This window comes from Methanospirillum hungatei (genome assembly GCF_019263745.1).
GTDB lineage: Archaea > Halobacteriota > Methanomicrobia > Methanomicrobiales > Methanospirillaceae > Methanospirillum > Methanospirillum purgamenti.
In genome coordinates this window covers 3,294,940-3,316,011 of the sequence record NZ_CP077107.1, presented here as the reverse complement: position 1 = coordinate 3,316,011, position 21,072 = coordinate 3,294,940, and the positions used below count along the sequence as shown (strand labels likewise).

Genomic DNA, 21,072 nt, shown 5'->3' with positions numbered 1-21,072 from the left:
ATTTTATCCTTTTTTATGAGTAACCAGAAAAATGATTATTATTGGTCATTTTTGATTTTCATCAGCATTTTTATTTTTATAATATCTATTGGGATTCCCAATCTTTTGCTAAATGATACAGTCCTGACTGTTGAACAACTCCATCAACTATCATCAGGCAACCAAATCCTTTTTAGCGAGGGAAAATATGGACTAATGGAAAATGGGACGCAATACAATTATTTTAAGGCCCGAAATGGAATCCTAATGTATTCCCTTTTGCTTCCGGTGTGTTCTTTGCCTGCCTTATCAATAATTACTCTTTTTGGAGAATTTTATGATTATTTTATTATTTATTTGTGGGCTTTTTTGTCAATTCTATTCATAATTTTTCTGGGCTGTATAACGAAAAACATGTTAGATGTATCAAAACGATATAAAAAAATCATTCCAGCGATTTTTCTTTCTTTGTTTATCTTTTTTTTTATAAATTTATATTTATATCAACCTTTATCGCATTCTAGCCCGTCATATTTTGAAATCCCTGCGGTGATCTTAACAAACCATATTCTTTTGGCACTCATGGGTATCTTCATATTCAAAATATTCAAAAATCTTCATTATAGCAATTATTACTCGTGTATTTTTACTATATGCATATACTTCTGTTCAAGTTACTTATTTTGGTCAACCGACGCAAAAGATCACATTCTGGTAACATTTTTACTCGGGATTTTTCTTTACTCAATCTCATCACATTATGTAAAAAAGGAAATCCATTATTTTTATTTAAGTATTTTACTCACCGGCATCATTTTCTGGGCCAGACCGGAAATAGGAGTCGGAACGCTCATATCTTTAATAGGATATAGTATATATTACGAATTTATTTATCAGAAATGTTCAAAATCAGATTTAATAAAATTTTTTCTGATATTTTCGATTCTTCTACTCGCAAGTTTAATTCCATTTTTCATTAACAATTATATTGCCACTCAAAACCCTCTTACTCCAGCTTTTATTTTAGCAACAGATATTACTGATTATAATATAGATAATTTAAATTTGGATGAAAAATCACCATTTGATCAAAATATTGTCATTTATTTCTTCAATCTTTTGCATATTAACTATCTCCTGCCAATTTTATTATTAAAAGTATTTCTCAATCCGGATTCAGGCAGTATGGGTTTTTTAACAGTGAACCCTCTTCCAATAATCGGTATATTTATGCTATTATTTTATCGCTATAGCAGCACGAAATACAATATTCAAGAACAAAATAAAGTATTTGCATTTTTTTCTGGTTTTCTTGCTTTATGTATCGTTGGGATATACATGATCATTAGCAACGATGGTTTAAACATGAGTCATGGAATTGCACCGGATGTTCGATATCTGTCTCCAGCATATCTTCCGTTAAGTCTATTTAGTCTTCTCATAATTCATCCATTTATTCCCAAAGAGATAACCGGGAAAACAATTCTAAATTCATTAAAAATCTGGATTGTGTGGGGTTTCGTTCTCGCTGCGATCTTATTATTTTCTTTACCAAAGAGAAATATTTACTTTGATAATGACATTCTTTCGATTATTTCAATCGGATTATGTTGTTTAATCATGTGTGCAGTTGTCTTAATTGACAAAAAAAATATTCCAAAAACATTATTTCTCGTATTAATAGGAATGTTGATTATTGTTCCATTTATGTGGCAAATGAATGAATTATTATATTACGCATTTCGAAGACCATGGGGTTATGATTTCTGGTTGCCATTATCAAGTTACATTTATTCTAATTTCTTTTTACCACTTTATCGGTAATATCTATTTTTAAAAGCAAAACCGAAAATAAAAAGATAACTGGTATTCCAACAGGAAACGCAATTCCAGATGAACTTGACAAAAATAATGAGTATTGACTAATTATAGAGAAAAGGAACAAAAATCCTCCAATCATAAGAAATATCCCTGTTCTTTGGACTATGTTTTTATTTTGATAAAAAAGGGTACAAAAAGACATTATTAATCCTATTGTTGAAATTACTACTCCTAAGCCCCATAATGCAATCGAGAAATTTGTTTTGGGAGTAAGGAGCCCTAAAAAAATGTATTCTATATCTCTGATCCATGTGATCAGACTAACTCCCATATTTGAAAAATTATATCTAAAAAAAACAGTTTGGTAACCAAAACCTTGATAATCGCCAATTATGTAGAGATTGATAGGGAAGATAAAATAAAACAATAATAGAAAGAAAGGGAAAGTGTTCTTAAAAAGGACGAGATAATTGAATTCATTCAATTTTTTATTGATATATTCGAGTGTCAGATCTTCCATTGATTATCAATAATACTCCTAAACTTTTGATACTAATGTCAGAACATTACATTGCTCATACAAAAGTGCTATGCTGTCTTTCTCGATGTGTAGGGGGCACTATTAATCACATCCACACAACACCTGATTTTAAAGTAACTTAAGTAACACATATCATCACGACAGAAAACCTATATATCCAATAATTATTATTCCCGAGGATCTCTAATGGAAGAAATCGAAATCATCAATTTTACTCCTGAAACTATCGGCAATTACGGCGTTTGTGGATACAAAGACGTACACAAACACGAAGAACTTGTCAGAAAAATTGCATGGTACTCAAAATACTATCCGGAAGGACTCCGGATAAAAGGACTATTCTCTAAAACCGATGGGTACCAGGGTATGATAGAGTATATGCCAGGAAAAATTGCTCACCGGCCCGTTGACGCAAACGGGTATCTCTTCATCCAGTGTGTTTTTGTCGGCTTTAAGAAGGAATACAAGGGCAAAGGATATGGAGAACGACTCATCCGTGAATGTATGAAAGAGGCTCGAGAGGGATCATATACAGGGGTTGCTGTTGTCACCCGGAAGGGATCGTTCATGGCAACCAAGGATATCTTTCTGAAACTTGGATTCTCAGTGGTTGATACAGCCCCACCGGACTTTGAACTGCTTGCATACCGGTTTGACACCGATGCACCAGAGCCGAAATTTCAATCAGGTCTGGACGGGCGGGCAGCAGAATACCCGGAAGGTCTTACGATTATCAGGTCAGCCCAATGCCCATACTCGGTGAAAAATGTGAACGCCATCATCAAAACCGCGAAAGAAAAATACAATCTGAATCCGGTTCTGATTGATCTTGATACACCAACAGCAGTACAGCATTCCCCCTGTGCCTTTGGCACGTTCTGTATTCTCTACAATGGGACGGTGATAAGCCATCATCCCATCAGCAACGGCCGGTTTGAAAATATTATGAAAAAACTCATCTCCTGATTATTGCAGAGAACATGAATGACAGTACAGATCTGACACTTCGGACACTCACACCAAACGAAAATATTCCGTATTCACTCCTTTTACTTGCAGATGAGACAAAAGAGGCTATTGATACATATATTCACCAGTCAGTGATCTATGTTCTGGAGCATGAAGGTGAAATGATAGCCGTTTGTGCCGTGGCCAGGATCAGCGATTCGGCAATGGAGATAAAAAACATCGCAGTACGAGAAGATTGGCAAAATAAAGGTGTCGGGTACCGATTCTTACTGGATATCATACATAAGGTTCGGGAACAGGGATGTTCAGAACTTATCATCGCGACTGCTGATTGCGGTCATAAGCAGTTATACCTGTATCAAAAAGCAGGGTTTCAGCCAGACAGGGTAATACCAGATTATTTTATCCAAAACTATCCAGAGCCCATATTTGAAAATGGAATACAACTCAAAGACCAGGTTATTCTGAAAATGATCCTTTGATAAGAAGTAGATGAGATCGTTTGTCTATCATTGTGCCAAGTATTTTCATGAAAGTAAAGATATCATAGCCCTCATGACAGATACATTCAATGAAACTACACTCATTGATGATAATAAAGAATTATTACACCCCCAAAAAGGAGTGTGCTGACAGCCGGTTTCATTTTTCGGATCTCACAAATAAACCAGAAATACATATTTGGTTTGAATGATTACAATATTTACGATAGACATGGAAACGGTAATTTCGGAAAATGAGGATATAATCATTCCACGGGAAATATGGAAAAAAGCGGAGTTTTCACCAGGTGATCATGTTATGATATCAGTTATCCAGGGGAAAATAATAATCGTGCCTGAAAAATTGACAGTTGTGTCAAAATTTAAAGCTCTTGCTGAAAAAGTCCAGATCAATGATTATCAATCTGATAAACAATATGATTTAGAATTACAGGAACGATTAGGTCTATAAGGCATGTATTACATCGATGCAAATATCTTCATTTATGCTGCGATAGATAATTCAGATAAAGGGATATGGTCTCGTGATGTCCTTCAAAGAGTTGAAAATAATGATATTTCTGCAATTACATCATCCCTTACCTGGGATGAATTTACCTATGCACTATTAAGAAAAATTAATCGGAAAGTTGCTGAAGAATATTCATCCTTTCTCTTTGACTTGAATGGATTATCATTCATCCCGGTTGATGAAAATATTATTAAATCAGCCGGATATTTTTTCTCCCACTATAAATTAAAGCCACGTGATGCCATACACTATGCTACAGCCTATAATACTGGTGTGAAAAACTTGATTTCTGAAGATTCAGATTTTGAATCAATTCCATTGATGAAAAGAATTTGGATGGAACATACCTGGAGTTAAACTTTTTTTAAAATTTATACATCTTACAGGATCTTATCATCATCTTATCCCCTCCTCTTCATCACTATCCGGATTACTCTCCACCAGCCTGACCGGATCAACTGCCTCTACTGGCATCCGACCACCAAATTTCCGGGGTCCCTTGTACACCCCGTCCGGTGAGAGATCCCGGTCATGTTCCTTCAGCCAGAAAAACTGATGATGGTACAAATACACCCCTTTCGTGTTTGAATCCCTCCGGTCAACCAGTTCATGTCCGATGAGTTTTCCAAACTGCTGAAATTTCCTTCCCAGGGTTTTTACTGGAAACCTTGGAGAGAGACTGATGTAGAGTGTTTTTCGGACATACGAATAATTCAGGGGATTTTCATACCATGTAATCATAACTGATTCTCCATTTCATACAGATATTTCATTTCATCAAGGTGTTTCTGACAGACCTGATTATAAGGCCGGTCTGGGATCCAATACATCGGTGATGACCGGTTTGAAACGGTACATCCCTTGCACCTGCAGTATAATTCAGTTCGGTCCTCATCCGGAATGGGAACATATGCATGGACAGGAAGGTCAGGACTCATACCATGAAATGCGGCAAATTCCAGGAAAGTGGGAAACTCTGACCGATTTGGCGATGTTGCTTCATGAACCGGCTGCACCATAACATCTCCAGGGTGACAGGTTTTTTCAGCATCACAACCATTCGGCCCGGTAAACGATTCAATACCAGTAATTTCGGCCTGAAGAACCTGATACTCAGAACCTCTCAAACATTCCGGGCATTCTGGGATTGTCCCCCCGGACTCATCGTAATAATACCGTTGCATGATCTCCAGCCATTTCCGTCTGGTCGGGATCTGCATTGCCCGGATATTTTTCGTTCCATGTGTAGTCTGAACCCTTTTCTGTTTGCTCTCCATACCGATACCCCCGAGAGCCCGGGAGACACTTCTCGTGCTACATTTCAGGCCTTCGGTGATCATTTTGGAGGTAATAACCTGAATTCGTCCTTCATAGTAATATTTTCCAAATTCTGGATCGCTTATCAGATCCTCATCACCAATAGCAAGGGACAGGACATAATTGAACATCATACCCTCATACGATTCAGCCCGTGTCCGCTTGATCTCCTGCTGCCGGTAATTGAGATATCGTAAAAACCGTTCCTGACCGTCTGGAAAGAGAGTAAGGATAACAGAGAGTGGTCGTGCCATTTGTTTAAGCCGCCCTTCAATCCCTTTCCCGATACAGGAGAGCATACATTCTTCTGAAACAAGGGCCCAGTGTTCAAGGACAAACCTGGCAATAAGAGCCCTGATTTCTGCCACCTCTTGTGCATACCGGGATGGAAGTTCAGGAGGAATATCCTCCCGTGTGGTCTCATCCGGGGAAAAGGAAAGACACCGCCCCTCGGTTGCAGCATCCTGGAATGGCTGTCTCATTGCGATGACTTTCGGACCAAATGGATCAAACAGATGAATCTGGGTGAGATCGTTTTTGTTCGTCAGGATGAAGTAATTGTCCTTTTCAAATCCAAGATTCAGGTATTTGATGAGTGGATCTGACTGATCACCTTTCAGATCTGATTCATCGATAAGGAGCGTTCCCATCCATTTCTCCTTAAACCGCATGATGCCGGAGAGTGAAGACGCTCCTGATGCCCTGATTGGGTAAAAGCAAAGGTCAGAGATGACTTTCAGAAACCGACTCTTTCCTTTACCGGTATCACCAAGGAACCGCAGATAAGGCGTCGTGCTGCACTTAGAATAATACCAGGTATACAGGATGTAGTAGACAAACAACTCATAATCATGTTCTTCAGCATCCAGGTATCTGAACAAATGATCTCGAATTCGGGTATACAAAACTCCAGGTGAAAGCAGTTCGGCCTTTTCGAGGAGATCGGTCCGTGGTATTCCGACAATATATGAAGTTGTTCCTCGGTCCTGATGAACAGGAAGCTCAGGAGGTCTTGTGGCTATATCAAACGGATCTCTCTCTTCTTCGGAGAATACCACTTTGCCGTCCTGTAGGTGGGCATATGAATACCGATCGTCCGGACTGATACAGGTAAGGTAGATTTTTCCATCTTTCTCAAAAAAAGGAATATGCCTGATTATCTCCTCTTCGTCAGAAGAATCAAACGTTTTCACAGTTTTAATATACGAATATGCCAGTTCCTTGATCTCCGAGAGAGCCTCATAGTCTAGTTGCTGATATTCCTTCAGTTTCTTATTTCGCTTTTGCAGGATTTTGATAACCGCGTCGGAGGGTTTTCGCTTGGAGAGCAGATAGACGGCAATATCCCAGAATTCCTGGGTAATATCACCCTCTTCATCTGGTTCATTGGAGAACTGGTATGCACCAGATTCCTTTACCTTTGAAAAGGATCGGTCCCCAGCCATTACTAATGCTCTTCTCATCACATCAGTAAAAGGAGAATGGATGGTCATTACTTCGGTCATGATCTCCTCCGGGCTTTTTTCCAGGCTATTCTCTCCAAAAACCTGACTTCTGGCTTTTCCTTGTTCAGTACATCCAGATGCTGTTTCATCACATCCGAATCGTAGATCCCGCCACAGGGCATGATCCCCCGGCATATGGCATCCCAACCGGCAGCATCATAGCCAGAAGCACACCGAAAACAGTAGACAAGGCCCTTTGCGGGGTTCATAGCAACATTTCCTCCCGGTGATGTACTTCCATGAACCGGATGTACTCCCCGGATCTCGGTCCCTGCTATCCTGGCATCCTGTGGGAGATTATCCATAACAGAGAGGCCATAACGCTGGGTAATAGTTTTTCCTGTGCCATGTACTCCAATCCTCTGCCCAGGTTCTGGAATCGTATGAGAGGTGATATCGGGGCTGATCGTTTTCGTGATTGTTTCGATATCAGACCACCTGACGGTCATTATGGAAGCATCTGGATCATGGATCTCATACCGGTTTCCATTCGGATGAAGGCTGGAAGGGCCGATACACTGGCCACCTGTTTTCTCGTTATCAGCCGGGAAAAAGAGCTCAACAATGGTCTGGTTCTGTTCGTTTCTGATCGAGAGTTTATGCCCCCGGTAATGGACCGGGATATCCGGACAGGAGATCATTGCCCGGTACTTGTGCCAGTCAGGCCATGCTGAATACCGGAACGTCTCCCTGACCAGATCCTTTCCACCTGCTGCATGAAATGCCTCTGCATTATCCACATCAAGAGAGAGGATATCTGAACCGGGAGCCGGATAATACCCATAATTTCCTCCATGCTGCAGGTGTACAGCCAAAAAGGGATCATCATGACGTCTTCCCTGTGATACCTGGTTCCATCCTTTCAGAGTCGGACCCTTTTCCCCGGCAGGAACCAGGACATAGAGCAGGTCTTCCCGCTGCATCTGCCAGGGTATGGAGGATCCAGAAGAAATAACGGTTGTAGTTTTATTCAATTAGAGTCCTCCTCTGGTTCCTGAATCATCAAGAATGACAGAGATGTCAAGGATGTAACAGATCCCTTTCAAAGATATTCCTTCGCGTTTTGAATGAACGATACAACAATAAATCATTTTTTTAACTCTTATTTAATAAATTTGAAAACGCACACTGCTGTTTTCATTTATCACTACTCCCGTTATCTGTGCTCATACATAAGGTTTGGTATTATAATACCATATATCAATTCATAGCAATATATTCATAGTAATAATTTCATACGCATTGATCATGACTGAAGGGAGAACGCGAGGTCAGGGAAATAATCCTGGTGTTACAAAACGGAAAATTATAGAAATTATCTTAAAACAATCCGAATGGATCCCTGAACCTATGATTCGGGAGAGTATTGCCAGTGACCTTGGTATTAAGGAACCAAAGAGTACAAAAATACAACTCGCTGCAGCAAAGGAAGAAGGGATTCTCCTGAAAGATACGAAAAGTGGCGTGAATTACTGGAATATTGATTTTACCTCAGCACGTCTTCTTGGGCATGTCATTGACATCATTGCCCTGATGCCGGAGAAGGATCGGGTGTCTTTCTTTTCATCTTCATATGTCCAGGATCTGGTACTCAAAATGGCCGGATTTATGGCACGAACAAACCACCCGAACGAACAAGCAGGGTATAGAGGCACCCAATTCTCTGAATACTGGGGGTTTTTAAACAGTGAACCACTCCATGAAAACCCGTACGAAGAACTTACAAAAGACGTGTACCAGGCCGTTCACTTTTACCGATATGTAGTTACCCATTCTCCTTCCTTTTTCCTGTATCAACTTGATGATGCAGCACATATCAGTCCGTACCTTGAGTTAATCCTGGGATCGCAGATGCTCAAAACCGAATGGAAAGATTTTGACTTTCTTTTTTTTGTCGGGACCATAGGACTTATCATTGATTACAGCCGGTCCGAAGGGAGATACCCAAATGAAATCGCTGCATTCCTGAGAAAATATTCACGTGATATCATGAATCATACCTCCCTGAAATATCCGGACCGGTTATTATGGAATATGATACGGGCACGTGAGATGATGCAGGATAGGCATTCGCTCAGTCCTGAAGAGAAGAGATCACAGAAGTCATTTTGCCTGGATCCTCGTACATTCAAAAAATATCATGGTTTTGAGGAAATAGAGGCTTTGTAGCAGTTGTAACAGTTGTAGCAGCTCTATGGAAAAGAGACCTGCTTATTTTTTATCATAGAAGTGAATGTATTCTCATATGGATGAAAAACATCTCAATATTGGTGAATATCTCATTCAAAAGATATACGAATCCGGTGCCAGGCATGTATTTGGTGTTCCCGGCGATTATATCCTGAATTTTTATGCGAAACTGAATAATAGCCCGCTCGAGCTCATCAATACGTCAGATGAGGAGGGTGCAGCATTTGCCGCTGATGCATATGCCAGGGTTTCCGGATTCGGGGTGGTATGCGTCACGTATACGGTGGGAGGATTAAAAGTGCTTAACGCGACAGCATGTGCCTTTGCTGAAAAATCCCCCTTGCTGGTTATTGCCGGTGCTCCCGGGTACAAGGAACGGGAGAAATATCCCCTTCTTCATCATAAGCCAAACGAGTATGATGATTCACTCCGGATGTTTGAACGAATAACTGTGGCATCCACCGGTCTTGAGAATCCGGCTGAAGCATGCAAGGAGATTGACCGTGTTATTCAAACCGTCCTTACATTAAAACGACCGGGATTTATCGAACTTCCCCGTGATGTGGTGGATATGGTTGTGACACCAGCTTCTCGTCATAAGGAGCAGGCCATGAATCCTGATTCATCTCTTCAGACCGAAGCGGGAGATGCCCTTGTTCATACCATAAATTCAGCAAAGCAGCCGGTTATCATGGCCGGAATCGGAATTTTACGACATAACCTTGTTTCAGCCCTTGAATCCTTTGCTGAAAAGACCAATATCCCGGTTGTCACTACAATTCTTGGAAAATCTGTTCTTGATGAGAGAAATCCACATTTTCTCGGAGTTTATGCAGGGATTATCGGAGATGATGCGGTCAGGGCGTATGTTGAATCCAGTGATTGTGTCATTCTTCTTGGTATGCTCCTGACCGATGTGGATATGGGTGCAAATACTGCAGTTATCAGCCCGGATTTGATGGTCACGTTGTCAGATGAGGAATGCTCAATCGGGAACCAGAAATTTTCTCTTCCTGGTCTCATGCTGCTGCCTGACCTACTTGAAAAAGAACTCTGTTATCATACAATAAGCGGGGTTCCTGTTCCGGTCAGACAGCGACTCCCATCCTTCACCCCCTCGGATACAAAAATCACTACCAAAAGCCTTGTTCCTTCAATTAATTCTCTAATCGACGATAGGACGATCCTCATCACCGAAGTAGGGGATGCGGTTATGATGTCTCTTGATATAACTATTCAGAGATCAGGGGGATTTTTATGCCCGGTTTATTATTCGACACTCGGATTTTCGGTTCCGGCAAGTATCGGAGTTCAGGCTGCATGTCCTGATCTGAGACCGCTGGTTCTATCAGGAGACGGGGCATTTCAGATGACAGGAATGGAAGTCTCTACCGCCTGCCGGTATCATATGAATCCCATTGTGATTATCCTGAATAATAGTGGGTTTGGTACAGAACGGCCGATGATCGACGGTTCATTTAATGATGTGGCCAGGTGGAAGTATCATAAGATTCCGGAGATAACCGGGTGTGGGAAGGGGTATCTTATCCGAACCGAACAGGAGTTTGTGGATGCTCTCAAGGAGGCATATGCTTCAAAAGAACTGGCAATCCTTGATGTTATCCTTGATCCAGATGATATCTCTCCCCAGCTTCGGCGGTTATGCCAGAAATTTTCACAGGGTGTTAAACAGTGAGAATATAATGATTACCACTCCGCTCTATCCAGGATTCACTGTTTCGCGGGACCCTGACAGAGCAAGGATTATTCAATCAGTTTTTCTCTCTCACTTATCCGTAGATTTGCCGAGAATGTTCTGGCAAGAAGGGGATTTACCGCCTGAGGAGGTAGCCCCAGAAATTCTACTGTTTTCCTGGTAATATCCATGAGGTCAGCAGATTCAGTATCAGTACAAGCCCTCACTGCGTCATGGATGTGTTGGAGATAGAGAAGTCCCTTTTCTATCTGTAGATATGCCTCTTCATTCGCCCGGGGTTCGTCCCAGGCAGAAAGCAATACCCTGATTCCGTCATGTTTTCTGATCTTAAGAATGGATGTTGCGGATGTCAGGGCATCATCATACACGGGGAGATCTCCTGGAACCGGTATCACATCTCCGGAAAAGAGCAGCCCTTCACCAGGCATGAATAGTGAGACTGAACCAGGTGAGTGTCCGGGAGTATGCAGTACCTGTATGGTCAGATCCGTTCTTTCATCAAGGACAATGATGTCCCCGTCACTGAGTTCACGATCTACCCTGACCGGTCCGCTTACCAGAGTAGAGAATCCAGGGACAGGCCGTTCCCGGTTTTGGAGCTCAACATCTTCAATCCATGGTTTTTCTGAGCGATGGGCAGCGATGATGCACCCAGTATTCTTTTGAATCGTCATTGCTGCACCGATATGATCCGGATGAGCATGGGTCAGGATGATAAGAGCAATCTCCGAAGGATCACGGCCATGTGCCTGAATGGTATCAAAGATCTGTCTTTCGCATCCGGCTACACCGGTATCAATGAGGGTTATGTTCTTCCCAAAGATGATGAAACTGTACACAAACCGGTCAAGGAACAATCCGGGTGCAATCGGAATTCTAAACGAGTGGTATAATGCATCGACAGAGGGTGTAATCTGCATAGGTTATCCTGTTCTGTATGTTTGGAACTTTTATGCAAATATATACCGATAATAACTTATTCTGCATACATGAATGGACAATATGAATCGGGTCATTTATTACGCTTTTCTAGAATTGCTTCCCCTCCCCATTGATTGGATTCTATGTTGCAGAGGATGAACAAGGTTCATTGCGTATGTTTAGGGTGGAAATGCCTCAATCATGAAAACCTGGATGAAATTCTGATTCTAACCTTTCAGGACATTATCCCCTTCTTCTATGGGATCGGAAAAAGAAAATGTTTTCAATCATAGTACATTTAATTATCATAATGATTATGCTACCAAAAAACCAATGAAAACTCATGGTTTTTGGGAGTCAGCCTGATTTTTTCCTGATTACCTTCTCACTGATCTATCTGATAATAACGGCAATACTCTCCCTGATTCTGATTTGGAGTAGAAATGTACGGAATAATCCGGCTATTCTTCCCTTTCAAATCCTCCTTGTTTTATTCATTATTGCAACTGTAATTCTTTCATTATTTTCATTTACCAATTCACTTGACACATGGATACTACTTGAAAAAATTGGATATTTTAGTTATGCTTATGCATCTGTTTTTTTCTTTATTGTTACCTGGCAATACATTGGGTATAAGGATATCTGGCGATGCAAACTAACACCCCTGATGTTTATCGTGCCCTCTATTACTATCCTTTTGCTGTGGATGCCCGGATACCAGAGCCTGATGATGTCAGATTTTTATTTTGATACTTCAGGGATTGTACCTACTTTAGTATACCAGTACGGAATCTGGGGATATGTACATACAATCAATAATGTAATCTTCATGTTTGGATCGCTGGTATTACTGGTTATTTCCTTCTATTCTCACACCGATACTCGCAAAAAGGGAATCCAGTATCTTTTAGCAGGTTTCATTATCTTTTGTATATGGAATATGCTCTATACGGCTGGTTTTATCCCCCTTTGGGTTTTCAATCTTCCGTTTCCGCTTTTGTTATTCAGCATTTTGATGAGCATAGCAATTTTTCGATACAATGCTCTTGATTTTCTGCCGATGGCGAGGAATCTTGTACTTGAGCAGATCAGTGATCTTTTTCTCATTATCTCTGTTGACAACCGTGTGATAGATATCAACCCATCAATGGCCCAGGCTTTTGATCTCAATCACAGATCTTCAATAGGGGCTCATATTTCTGAAGTTTTTTCAAATTATCCTGATTTCATTTCCATATTATCTGAATCAGATGGAAATGTTTCTTTTTTTTCTCTCAAGAAAGGGGAATTGGCCCTAATCTATGCTATTAAAAAGTCAACGATATCGGATAAAGAGGGGAATGTACTTGGAAATGTGCTCATCCTGCATGATATTACAGAACTTGAACATGCACTGGATATGCTTGAAAAATCAAATATAGAATTACAATTAATAAATACAAAGCTCCAGGATGAAATTACTGAACGAAAAAAAGTTGAAGGGGCACTTCATCTTACGATGAAAAAATTAACCCTATTAAATTCGATGACTCGGCATGATATCAGGAACCAGTTAAGAACCATATTGGGATTTCTTTACTTTGATAAGAAAGAATTAACAGATCCTGAGCAAATTCGTCGGAATCAAATGGAAAATAATGCATGTCTTTCTATTCTGAATCATATTGAGTTTGCTCAATTATATCAGGATGTTGGAAAATATGAACCCATATGGAATTCGGTTTCAGAAATAATAGATAAGGTGATTGGTCAGTTGAATCTCTCGGAGATTAAAATTATTCACGATATATCTGATTTTGAACTTTTTGCTGATCCCATGTTTGAAAAAGTACTATACACATGTTTTGATAATAGTATCAAACATGGGGAGAGAGTTACAGAAATTAAGATATGGGTTGATACTCATTCTGATTCCTGTTCACTTATGTATTGTGATAATGGTGTTGGTATTCAAGAAGATGAGAAAGAAGTTATTTTTAATCATGGCTATGGAAAAAATACCGGCATTGGATTATTTTTAGCCAAAGAAATTCTGGGAATAACCAAGCTCACCATCAAAGAGACCGGAGAGCCGGGGAAAGGATCAAGATTTGAGATTGAGATCCCAGCTGGGTTTTGGAGAATAAATTTTAGTACTCAACACAATATCTCTTAAAATCTAACCAGTTCATTAATAATGGTCACATTACAGTCTCTTCATTGGATCATTTTTTACACAAAAGTTATATTTTGCGAGATAGAGTATTAATAGACTTTGAACGCATAATTCTTCGTTTATTTTCTCTCTGAATGATTCAGGCATCTTGATGTGCTCAATAATAGCACAGGTTCTTAGTTAAGGCTGAAAAAAACCAGGGAGGTTTTGTATAGATTTTGATTAGTATATAAAAGGAGAGTATAGTATGCAGATATCTAAAATTCTCGATATATCCGGGCCGGTGGCCCTGTATGAAAAAGGCACAGCATGTATGTGGGAGGACGAGTATATTTCAAGCCAACTCCTGCAGATTCACCTGAGCCAGGAAACCGATTCAGCAAGTAGAAAACGATCAACCATCATGAGGACCGTTGATTGGATTTTGGGAAACATCAATGGGTCCGAAAACTCAATTCTTGATCTTGGATGTGGTCCTGGATTATATTGCGAACTGCTGGCAGAACGAGGCCACCATGTTACCGGAGTGGATTTTTCAAGGCGTTCTATTGATTATGCAAAGAAGGAAGCAGCAGCGAAATGCCTGGATATAGAATACATCTGTCAGAATTATCTTAACCTTACCTTTGATAACCGGTTTGACCTGGTGATGATGATTTATTGTGACTTTGATGTGTTGATCCCTGCGGAAAGAGAAAAACTCCTGAAAAATGTCTATCGGGCTCTCAAACCAGGAGGTTTATTCATTTTTGATACGCTCAACACGAAATCTCCTGACAAAATGAACGTGCCGGGAAAATCATGGGAGGTTGCCGAGAAGGGATTCTGGAAAGATGAACCGTATCTTGCTTTATCTGAAACGTTTCACTACGAAGAGAAACAGGTAATCCTTCAGCAGCATATTGTCTGCCCGGAATCGGATGATCCTGTGGTTTATCGTTTCTGGACACATTATTATGAGTCTGAAGGTTTATCATCAATTCTGAGTGATTACGGTTTTCATTCGGTTCAATCATTTGAAAACCTGTTACCTGATGATGGGTCAGGTATGCATGAGATGGTTACGTTCTATGTAGGAAAAAAGTAAATTCGGGTACTAGATACCCGGAATCCCTGATTTTTGGACACATGACACGTATTCAGCAACCAGATAATAATTATTCAGATCTTCTTCATCAAGACCGCGATATACAAATAACTCATCCCAGATCTGACTACTTCCTTCGACCATGAAATATCCTGATTCGAGTTCAAAGCCAACAATAATATCACATCCCTTGAACACATCATCCTGATTTTCATAGAGACGTTTTCCGGTTCCGGTGTTTTCTATCTGGAAGACCTGTGGCAGAGGATTTTTCCCGGTTGAAATCTTTTGTGCGGAATATTCGTTCAGGATTACATTATCAATAACGACCTGAAGCAGGCTTTCTTCGTTCCGTTCTATGACCGGATAGTTCTCTTTTAGGTATGCAATGACGTCTTGGATTGGTTTCCTATTCGGTTTGAGTCCTGGTCTGAAGGTATTATACGTTTCTTTCCATGACTGGACCATTTCCGGGGTTGGTTCCTGCATGAGCATGATGAGGTGAAAGATATCTCACTCATGAATAATCAATGGATCCTATATTCCCGCCCACTCATACCGATGTAGGTGGAGTAACCCCAGGAGTGTTAAATAATTGATCTTGTTTTTCAACCATCTCCCCCACTCGTAGAACGTTTCCAGGCTGCTTGAAACATTCAATAACATCCAACGTATCCAATAACCGAGTTATTGAGTATTTTTTGCCACGGTGTTCAAAGATTATTTTTCCCCTCTTTCTTCTTGCAAATTATTGATCCTTTCTTTCAATATAAACTCTAATTTTGCCCTGATTTTTGCATTCTGTTCATATTCATAGGTAACTAAATCCTCATCCTTTCTTCGTACCTGTTCATACACATCTTTGTATGAATTCTTTAGATATTGCATAATATTGACATCTTTCTCTCTTGGAATTAAATCCTGTAATATTTGAAATTGATATCGTTCAGTCGCGTTGAATTTTTTCTCCATCCGATTCCATACGGTATCACATGCTTCCTCATAAGGCACACCTTGCATCTCTAATTTTTTCGTTTCTTCCAGGAATTCCTTTCCTTTTGAACTGATAAGAGTATTCGTACCCATTACATCGTCACGTATTGCTTTTGCTACTTTTTCAGGGAAATCAAGAGGGCTGCTTGGGATCTTTAATATATTTGTGCCAATCTCTTTTATGGTATCAATGAGAAGTTCAGATAATGTTTCATCATCGTATGTGCCTATTGAATCGATATCAATATACGGATATTCTGTCTCATAAATGTCAATATGCCTATTGATCTGGTCCTGAATTTTTTCGGCCAATTCTGGATCATCCAAGAGAACAGAGATTATATCTTCACTTGACGCATCGATTTTCCATTCCTGCCGGATAAAGAAGGCCTGATTATCTAAATCAAGTGACTCTTTTTGTTTATTTTCTCCATTCTCGTCAACTTTTTCTTTATCTGAAGCGGTCTGTTCTTCCGAAGATTCCTCTGATGTATCTTTTGTCATCACACCAGTCAGAGCTCCGGCAAGGTCTAGAGAAGAACTGCCGGTCAAGGGGTTTTCATCTTCGATTGTGTATTCTTCTTTCTCATTCTCATCACTCGGTTTTAGGATCATCTCAAGAGAAGTATCCTCGTCTTCTTCTTTCGTGGTATCTGAAGGCTCCTTCACATTTCCTTCTTGCAAAGGGGCGTTCCCGAATACATCTCCGTTTTCAGTGCTTTGTGTTGTCGAGTCATACGTATCATCGATTGAACTCATAACCGTGTCAAGAGCATCGTCTTCTCTTTGAGTGGTTGTGCTATCAGAAGTCTCCAGTTGTTCTTCATGAGCAGTATCCCGTCCCAAATCTTTCATTATCTCGTTCCATCGTTCATTTAATTCTTCTTCAGAATATTGTGTCTCTGTGGTTATGTACCCAAAGTTATTGAGATAAAAAACAGTCTTGGTTTTGGGATCATACAATTGATTTGCCTCTTCATCAATGGTAATCTCATCAGATGCTTTTGATTCATTCACATAAACATCTGGAATTTGTGTCGGCTTCGGAGTTGTTGTCAAGGGAGGGTATTTTTTGTTGTCAGTGTCATGATCACATACCCCATTCCCATCAAGGTCAATGTAATCCTTGCAGATATGTGGTGAATTATGAAAACAGGTTGCTGCTGAAGTGGGAACATTCGCCAGAGAACATAGGATGAGAGTTATACAGATAAGTGCTATGAAGGAACCGGAGTTGTGAAGAGATGAATATGGATCCATGAAGTGAATTCGTACATTTCCTACATAAGGGTAACGATCACAGTATGTTCGTTCCGATCCAACTATATATCATCTTTTGTAACTATTCAGTCGGCTTAGGCTAATGCAAGATTTTGAGAGAGTAACGACTCTCCACTAATATCTTTGGTTCTATTTGGTGACCATGGAAAATTATGAAATGCTGAAACAATTCCTTCAATAACATTAATTCCATTTTTTCTTATAGTTGAGATGTAACTTCTGATCAGAGCAATCGCACTGGCTGTATCGAAGCTTCTAAATCCACCTGATATTTTCATTTTTACCTTCATCATACGAATATCTCTCTCGGCCTGATTATTGTCGAATGGAACGAGAGGATCATTTATAAATCTCAACACACTCTCTCTCCACTCTTTTAGCCTTTCGAGTAAGTTTCGTACAAATCCCTTTTTCTTCCTGCCCCTTTTTACTTCATCTACAACCGGTGGAGGATTTTCATCCAGTCCTATCTGTATCAATTCATCGTATGACTCCATCAGACTGGTACGAATGATTGGAGGAATAGGAACCCCAACTCCATGAAATATCTCTTTGTTTTCTTTTGCCCCTAATAATAACTCAATAAGATCATAAGGCCATTTTTGAGAGGTTTCTTCTTCAACCCGGATGAGTTCTCGGATAATATGAGCACAACAAAAACTGTGTTCGCAGGAATAGGAAAGATAAGGACCCCAGAAATCATGAACACTAATCCCATGAAATTCAGGAAGGATTCCAATATTATCCATTCCTTCTTTACCTCTTTTTCTCTGAAGGGAATAATGAGTTAGGTTAGGAGTACAGGTCACATGAAGCCAATGAAGTTTTCCTTCTACTCTGACTCCAGTTTCATCATTATGGATTACGGGCTCATTTTGAAGAACGTTTACAATATCATCCTTAAATGATTGTAATTTCTTCGCTAGATTGTGAGTTAAATTTACGATTGTTCCAGGACTAACAGAAAAACCGAAAAGAACTGAGCAGATTTCAGTTACTCGTTCATAAGGGATTAATTGATGATGAGAAAAATAGGTCAGATAAGATTTGACTCTGGATCCATATTGAACTGGATGTGTAACATCTTCGGGAAAATCCCCTGATGTTTTTAAACCACAATGAGGACAGCAGATAGTGAAAGACTGATGTTCTGTTATCTCGATTGTGGGAGGAGGGGGAAGATCAAAAACCTGTCTTTTTTCAATGCCGAGTATTTTTCCAGAAACAAGGCTATGTCCACATTTGGAGCATTCATGAGGTTTATGATATTCGATATGATCTGGATGAGGACTCTGCCTTAAGGTTGTCCCTTTATGGCCGGGTTGACCTCCCGGATATTTCTTTCGAGAATCTGATTTATTTCGATTCTTTTTAGCATACCCATCAGAAGATGGTGGTTTTCCGCTATTTCGACTATTGAGGTTTAGCCTGGATTCGAGTTCTTTGACTCTGGATTCTAATTGATCAATTCTTTCATGTAGGTGAACAATATATGCAATTACTTCAGGAGGACATTCAAGTATTTTGGCTTTGAGTTCTTCTGGAAAGTCCATTTGATAATTTAACGTTAATAGTCATTATAAAAAGATCTTTCGGTAAAAATGAATTTTTAGAAGAAGAGGACTAATATTAGAGTAGGTTTTCAGATGGACGGGATAAGGGCGCTGAGACCGGCTGAATAGTTACCATCTTTTATAATTAGAATTTGCATTAAAGTAAATTTTTTATACTACAAAATATGATAAAGCCGTATGAAAGGACTCATTTTATTGTTCATCATGATGATATCGCTCAATATCCCGGTCATGGCAGCGGAGGAGCAGGAATGGACTCCTTTTCGAGCCGATTCAAGGATTGATATAAACTTCCCATCACACTGGAACTGGCAGGAGATCCAGACAGGTAACAAAGGGATGAAGGCGTACTTGATGACAGATAAAAAAAGCCCGGGGATGTATTCGCTTGTGATGGTTGCAGACAATCCCTTCTATCAGATTCCTGACAAGGATGTCCTTAATGAACTGCTATTTTCTTTAATGAATGATTATCCTGATTATGTTCAGCAAGGTGAGACAAAGTTTGGTTCTGATGATAAACGTCCGTATTTCTCACTCTCTCAATGGGAAAATAACACAACGGGAGAAAGACTCACTCTCATTGTTGCAGGATCAAAAAAGTCAATCGTCTATCTCTGGATGGTATATCCATCGGAACTCTTGGAGAAGGCATATCAATCACTCATGAATGACATGGCAACATCGTTAAAAATATTTTAATATTTTTTCCATATTCATCATTATCCAGCACTTCATCGAACTCCTAACTCCTGAATTTTTCAGGGTCTCTTTTCCATAGAACTGCTACAACTGTTACAACTGCTACACGGGCGTTAAATTTGATAAAGATACCTCAATACTGCGATATTGGTGAAAGAAGATAGTTCCATTGAATAATGATATGGGGGCTTTCGAATGATCGGTCATTTTATATGATGAATTGTGGAGTCAGTGACTCCACTATCATGTTTCACGGAATACTTGCTATAACCGATTTTTGCACTTTTTGGTGATATGAATGGGATAAGATAAAAAGGATACCCAGATTTACACATTTTTCCTGGAAGTCTTGCATAAGTGCGATACTTGCTATTCAATCAAACCTACAGAGGAATTGTGAGCGATAAGCTGATGAGTTCCCATTACATATAATAGATAAGAAGGAACTGGGATGTTAAGGACATATAAGGCGATTATAAGAAATAATTATGTTGAATGGGATACCGACATACATGAGATTATAAACTCAGATAGTCCAGTTTCAGTGTATATTACTATTTTAGATGAACCCAAACCAGACAATAATGTCGAAAGAGGCAAATGTATGGTTTCAGCTTTGAACAAGTTAGTTAAAATAAATGCATTTGGCGATGTTGATGATCCAGTTGAGTTCATACGGGAAATGAGGCAGGAGAGAGAGTTACCAGGAAGACAAGATGCTGATTGATAGTAATATAATCATTTATGCCATGCATCCCGATAAGGAAATTATCCGAAAATTAATTGAGAAAAATTCACCCTTTGTCTCCGTTGTCAGTTATGTCGAGGTACTCGGATATCATAAATTAAGTGAAATTGAGAAGGAATATCTCGAAGTTTTTTTCAAAAATGCGAAAATGTTACCGATTTCTCAAAATGTATTAAATTATGCAGTAAAACTCAGGCAAATAAGAAAAATGACATTGGGGGATGCACTCATTGCAGGCACGGCACTTACTCATGATATTACATTAGTTACCAGAAATATTAGCGACTTTCAATGGATCGAGAACCTAGAGTTACTTAATCCATTTGAATAGATTATCGCAATATTTGTAGATCCAGTTCCTTTCATCATGTAATGTATGCAGGAAAATATATGTTCAGAAATCCCCACCAAATTCACTTCTTTTTTTAGTGGGTCTCTTTTCCATAGAACTGCTATAACTGTTACAACTGCTACACGGGCGTTAAATTGAATAAAGATACCTCAATACTGCGATATTGATGAATCGTCTCCAAAGTGACCTATGTACAACAGAGA

Annotated in this window: 19 protein-coding genes; 12 read left to right on the top strand and 7 right to left on the bottom strand. The window is 39.6% G+C overall.

Annotated elements, in window-relative coordinates; all coding sequences use genetic code 11:
• Positions 1–15 precede the first annotated feature (15 nt).
• Positions 16–1,803 carry a hypothetical protein gene (locus KSK55_RS15985; protein WP_218607667.1) on the top strand — a complete coding sequence of 596 codons (1,788 nt, stop codon included), beginning with the start codon at positions 16–18 and terminating at the stop codon, positions 1,801–1,803.
• On the opposite strand, the gene KSK55_RS15980 is transcribed toward KSK55_RS15985, so the two are convergent.
• Entirely contained in the window at positions 1,775–2,320 is a 546-nt protein-coding gene (locus KSK55_RS15980) for a hypothetical protein (RefSeq protein WP_218607666.1), read from the bottom strand. The genes KSK55_RS15985 and KSK55_RS15980 overlap by 29 nt on opposite strands.
• Before the next feature lie 207 nt (positions 2,321–2,527).
• On the opposite strand from KSK55_RS15980, the gene KSK55_RS15975 reads away from it, so the two are divergent.
• The 4 genes from KSK55_RS15975 (at position 2,528) to KSK55_RS15960 (ending at position 4,681) form a co-directional block, all read left to right on the top strand.
• Positions 2,528–3,307: a GNAT family N-acetyltransferase gene (locus KSK55_RS15975; RefSeq protein WP_218607665.1), complete on the top strand. Its 780-nt coding sequence runs from the start codon at positions 2,528–2,530 to the stop codon at positions 3,305–3,307.
• A 14-nt stretch (positions 3,308–3,321) separates the two neighbouring features.
• Positions 3,322–3,792, top strand: coding sequence for a GNAT family N-acetyltransferase (locus tag KSK55_RS15970; RefSeq protein WP_218607664.1), 471 nt, complete (start codon positions 3,322–3,324; stop codon positions 3,790–3,792).
• 208 nt (positions 3,793–4,000) lie between these two features.
• Positions 4,001–4,264 carry an AbrB/MazE/SpoVT family DNA-binding domain-containing protein gene (locus KSK55_RS15965; protein ID WP_218607663.1) on the top strand — a complete coding sequence of 88 codons (264 nt, stop codon included), beginning with the start codon at positions 4,001–4,003 and terminating at the stop codon, positions 4,262–4,264.
• A gap of 3 nt (positions 4,265–4,267) precedes the next feature.
• A complete protein-coding gene (locus KSK55_RS15960) occupies positions 4,268–4,681 on the top strand; it encodes a type II toxin-antitoxin system VapC family toxin (RefSeq protein WP_218607662.1) in 414 nt (137 codons plus the stop codon).
• A gap of 39 nt (positions 4,682–4,720) precedes the next feature.
• Here KSK55_RS15960 and KSK55_RS15955 read toward each other — a convergent pair whose 3' ends face one another.
• Both KSK55_RS15955 and KSK55_RS15950 read right to left on the bottom strand, forming a co-directional pair.
• Positions 4,721–5,065 carry a DUF6009 family protein gene (locus KSK55_RS15955; protein WP_218607661.1) on the bottom strand — a complete coding sequence of 115 codons (345 nt, stop codon included), beginning with the start codon at positions 5,063–5,065 and terminating at the stop codon, positions 4,721–4,723.
• Positions 5,062–7,281: a hypothetical protein gene (locus KSK55_RS15950; RefSeq protein WP_218607660.1), complete on the bottom strand. Its 2,220-nt coding sequence runs from the start codon at positions 7,279–7,281 to the stop codon at positions 5,062–5,064. Before KSK55_RS15950 ends, KSK55_RS15955 begins: the two co-directional genes overlap by 4 nt.
• Before the next feature lie 1,113 nt (positions 7,282–8,394).
• Here KSK55_RS15950 and KSK55_RS15945 point away from each other — a divergent pair.
• Together KSK55_RS15945 and KSK55_RS15940 are read left to right on the top strand one after the other, a co-directional pair.
• A complete protein-coding gene (locus KSK55_RS15945) occupies positions 8,395–9,315 on the top strand; it encodes a hypothetical protein (protein ID WP_218607659.1) in 921 nt (306 codons plus the stop codon).
• A gap of 76 nt (positions 9,316–9,391) precedes the next feature.
• Positions 9,392–11,032: an alpha-keto acid decarboxylase family protein gene (locus KSK55_RS15940; protein ID WP_218607658.1), complete on the top strand. Its 1,641-nt coding sequence runs from the start codon at positions 9,392–9,394 to the stop codon at positions 11,030–11,032.
• Positions 11,033–11,100: 68 nt separating this feature from the next.
• Here the strand turns inward: KSK55_RS15940 and KSK55_RS15935 are convergent, their stop codons facing one another.
• Positions 11,101–11,973, bottom strand: coding sequence for an MBL fold metallo-hydrolase (locus tag KSK55_RS15935; RefSeq protein WP_218607657.1), 873 nt, complete (start codon positions 11,971–11,973; stop codon positions 11,101–11,103).
• Positions 11,974–12,317: 344 nt separating this feature from the next.
• Here KSK55_RS15935 and KSK55_RS15930 point away from each other — a divergent pair, with 344 nt between their 5' ends.
• Together KSK55_RS15930 and KSK55_RS15925 are read left to right on the top strand one after the other, a co-directional pair.
• A complete protein-coding gene (locus KSK55_RS15930; RefSeq protein ID WP_218607656.1) occupies positions 12,318–14,132 on the top strand; it encodes a sensor histidine kinase in 1,815 nt (604 codons plus the stop codon).
• 247 nt (positions 14,133–14,379) lie between these two features.
• A complete protein-coding gene (locus KSK55_RS15925) occupies positions 14,380–15,219 on the top strand; it encodes a class I SAM-dependent methyltransferase (protein WP_218607655.1) in 840 nt (279 codons plus the stop codon).
• A gap of 9 nt (positions 15,220–15,228) precedes the next feature.
• Here the strand turns inward: KSK55_RS15925 and KSK55_RS15920 are convergent, their stop codons facing one another.
• The 3 genes from KSK55_RS15920 to tnpC all read right to left on the bottom strand — a co-directional run bounded on the left by KSK55_RS15920 (position 15,229) and on the right by tnpC (position 19,046).
• Complete coding sequence (locus tag KSK55_RS15920) at positions 15,229–15,708, bottom strand: hypothetical protein (protein ID WP_256664064.1); 480 nt, start codon at positions 15,706–15,708, stop codon at positions 15,229–15,231.
• 231 nt (positions 15,709–15,939) lie between these two features.
• Positions 15,940–17,472 (bottom strand): hypothetical protein, encoded by a 1,533-nt coding sequence (locus KSK55_RS15915; RefSeq protein ID WP_218607653.1) that lies wholly within the window; start codon positions 17,470–17,472, stop codon positions 15,940–15,942.
• A gap of 95 nt (positions 17,473–17,567) precedes the next feature.
• On the bottom strand, positions 17,568–19,046 hold the full coding sequence (gene tnpC, locus KSK55_RS15910; protein ID WP_218607127.1) for an IS66 family transposase: 1,479 nt from the start codon (positions 19,044–19,046) through the stop codon (positions 17,568–17,570).
• A 198-nt stretch (positions 19,047–19,244) separates the two neighbouring features.
• On the opposite strand from tnpC, the gene KSK55_RS15905 reads away from it, so the two are divergent.
• The 3 genes from KSK55_RS15905 (at position 19,245) to KSK55_RS15895 (ending at position 20,848) form a co-directional block, all read left to right on the top strand.
• The gene (locus KSK55_RS15905) at positions 19,245–19,769 is read left to right on the top strand and encodes a hypothetical protein (protein WP_218607652.1); all 525 of its coding nucleotides are present in this window, start codon (positions 19,245–19,247) and stop codon (positions 19,767–19,769) included.
• A gap of 451 nt (positions 19,770–20,220) precedes the next feature.
• Positions 20,221–20,496, top strand: coding sequence for a hypothetical protein (locus tag KSK55_RS15900; RefSeq protein ID WP_218607651.1), 276 nt, complete (start codon positions 20,221–20,223; stop codon positions 20,494–20,496).
• Positions 20,486–20,848 carry a type II toxin-antitoxin system VapC family toxin gene (locus KSK55_RS15895; RefSeq protein WP_214421153.1) on the top strand — a complete coding sequence of 121 codons (363 nt, stop codon included), beginning with the start codon at positions 20,486–20,488 and terminating at the stop codon, positions 20,846–20,848. Before KSK55_RS15900 ends, KSK55_RS15895 begins: the two co-directional genes overlap by 11 nt.
• Positions 20,849–21,072 lie beyond the last annotated feature (224 nt).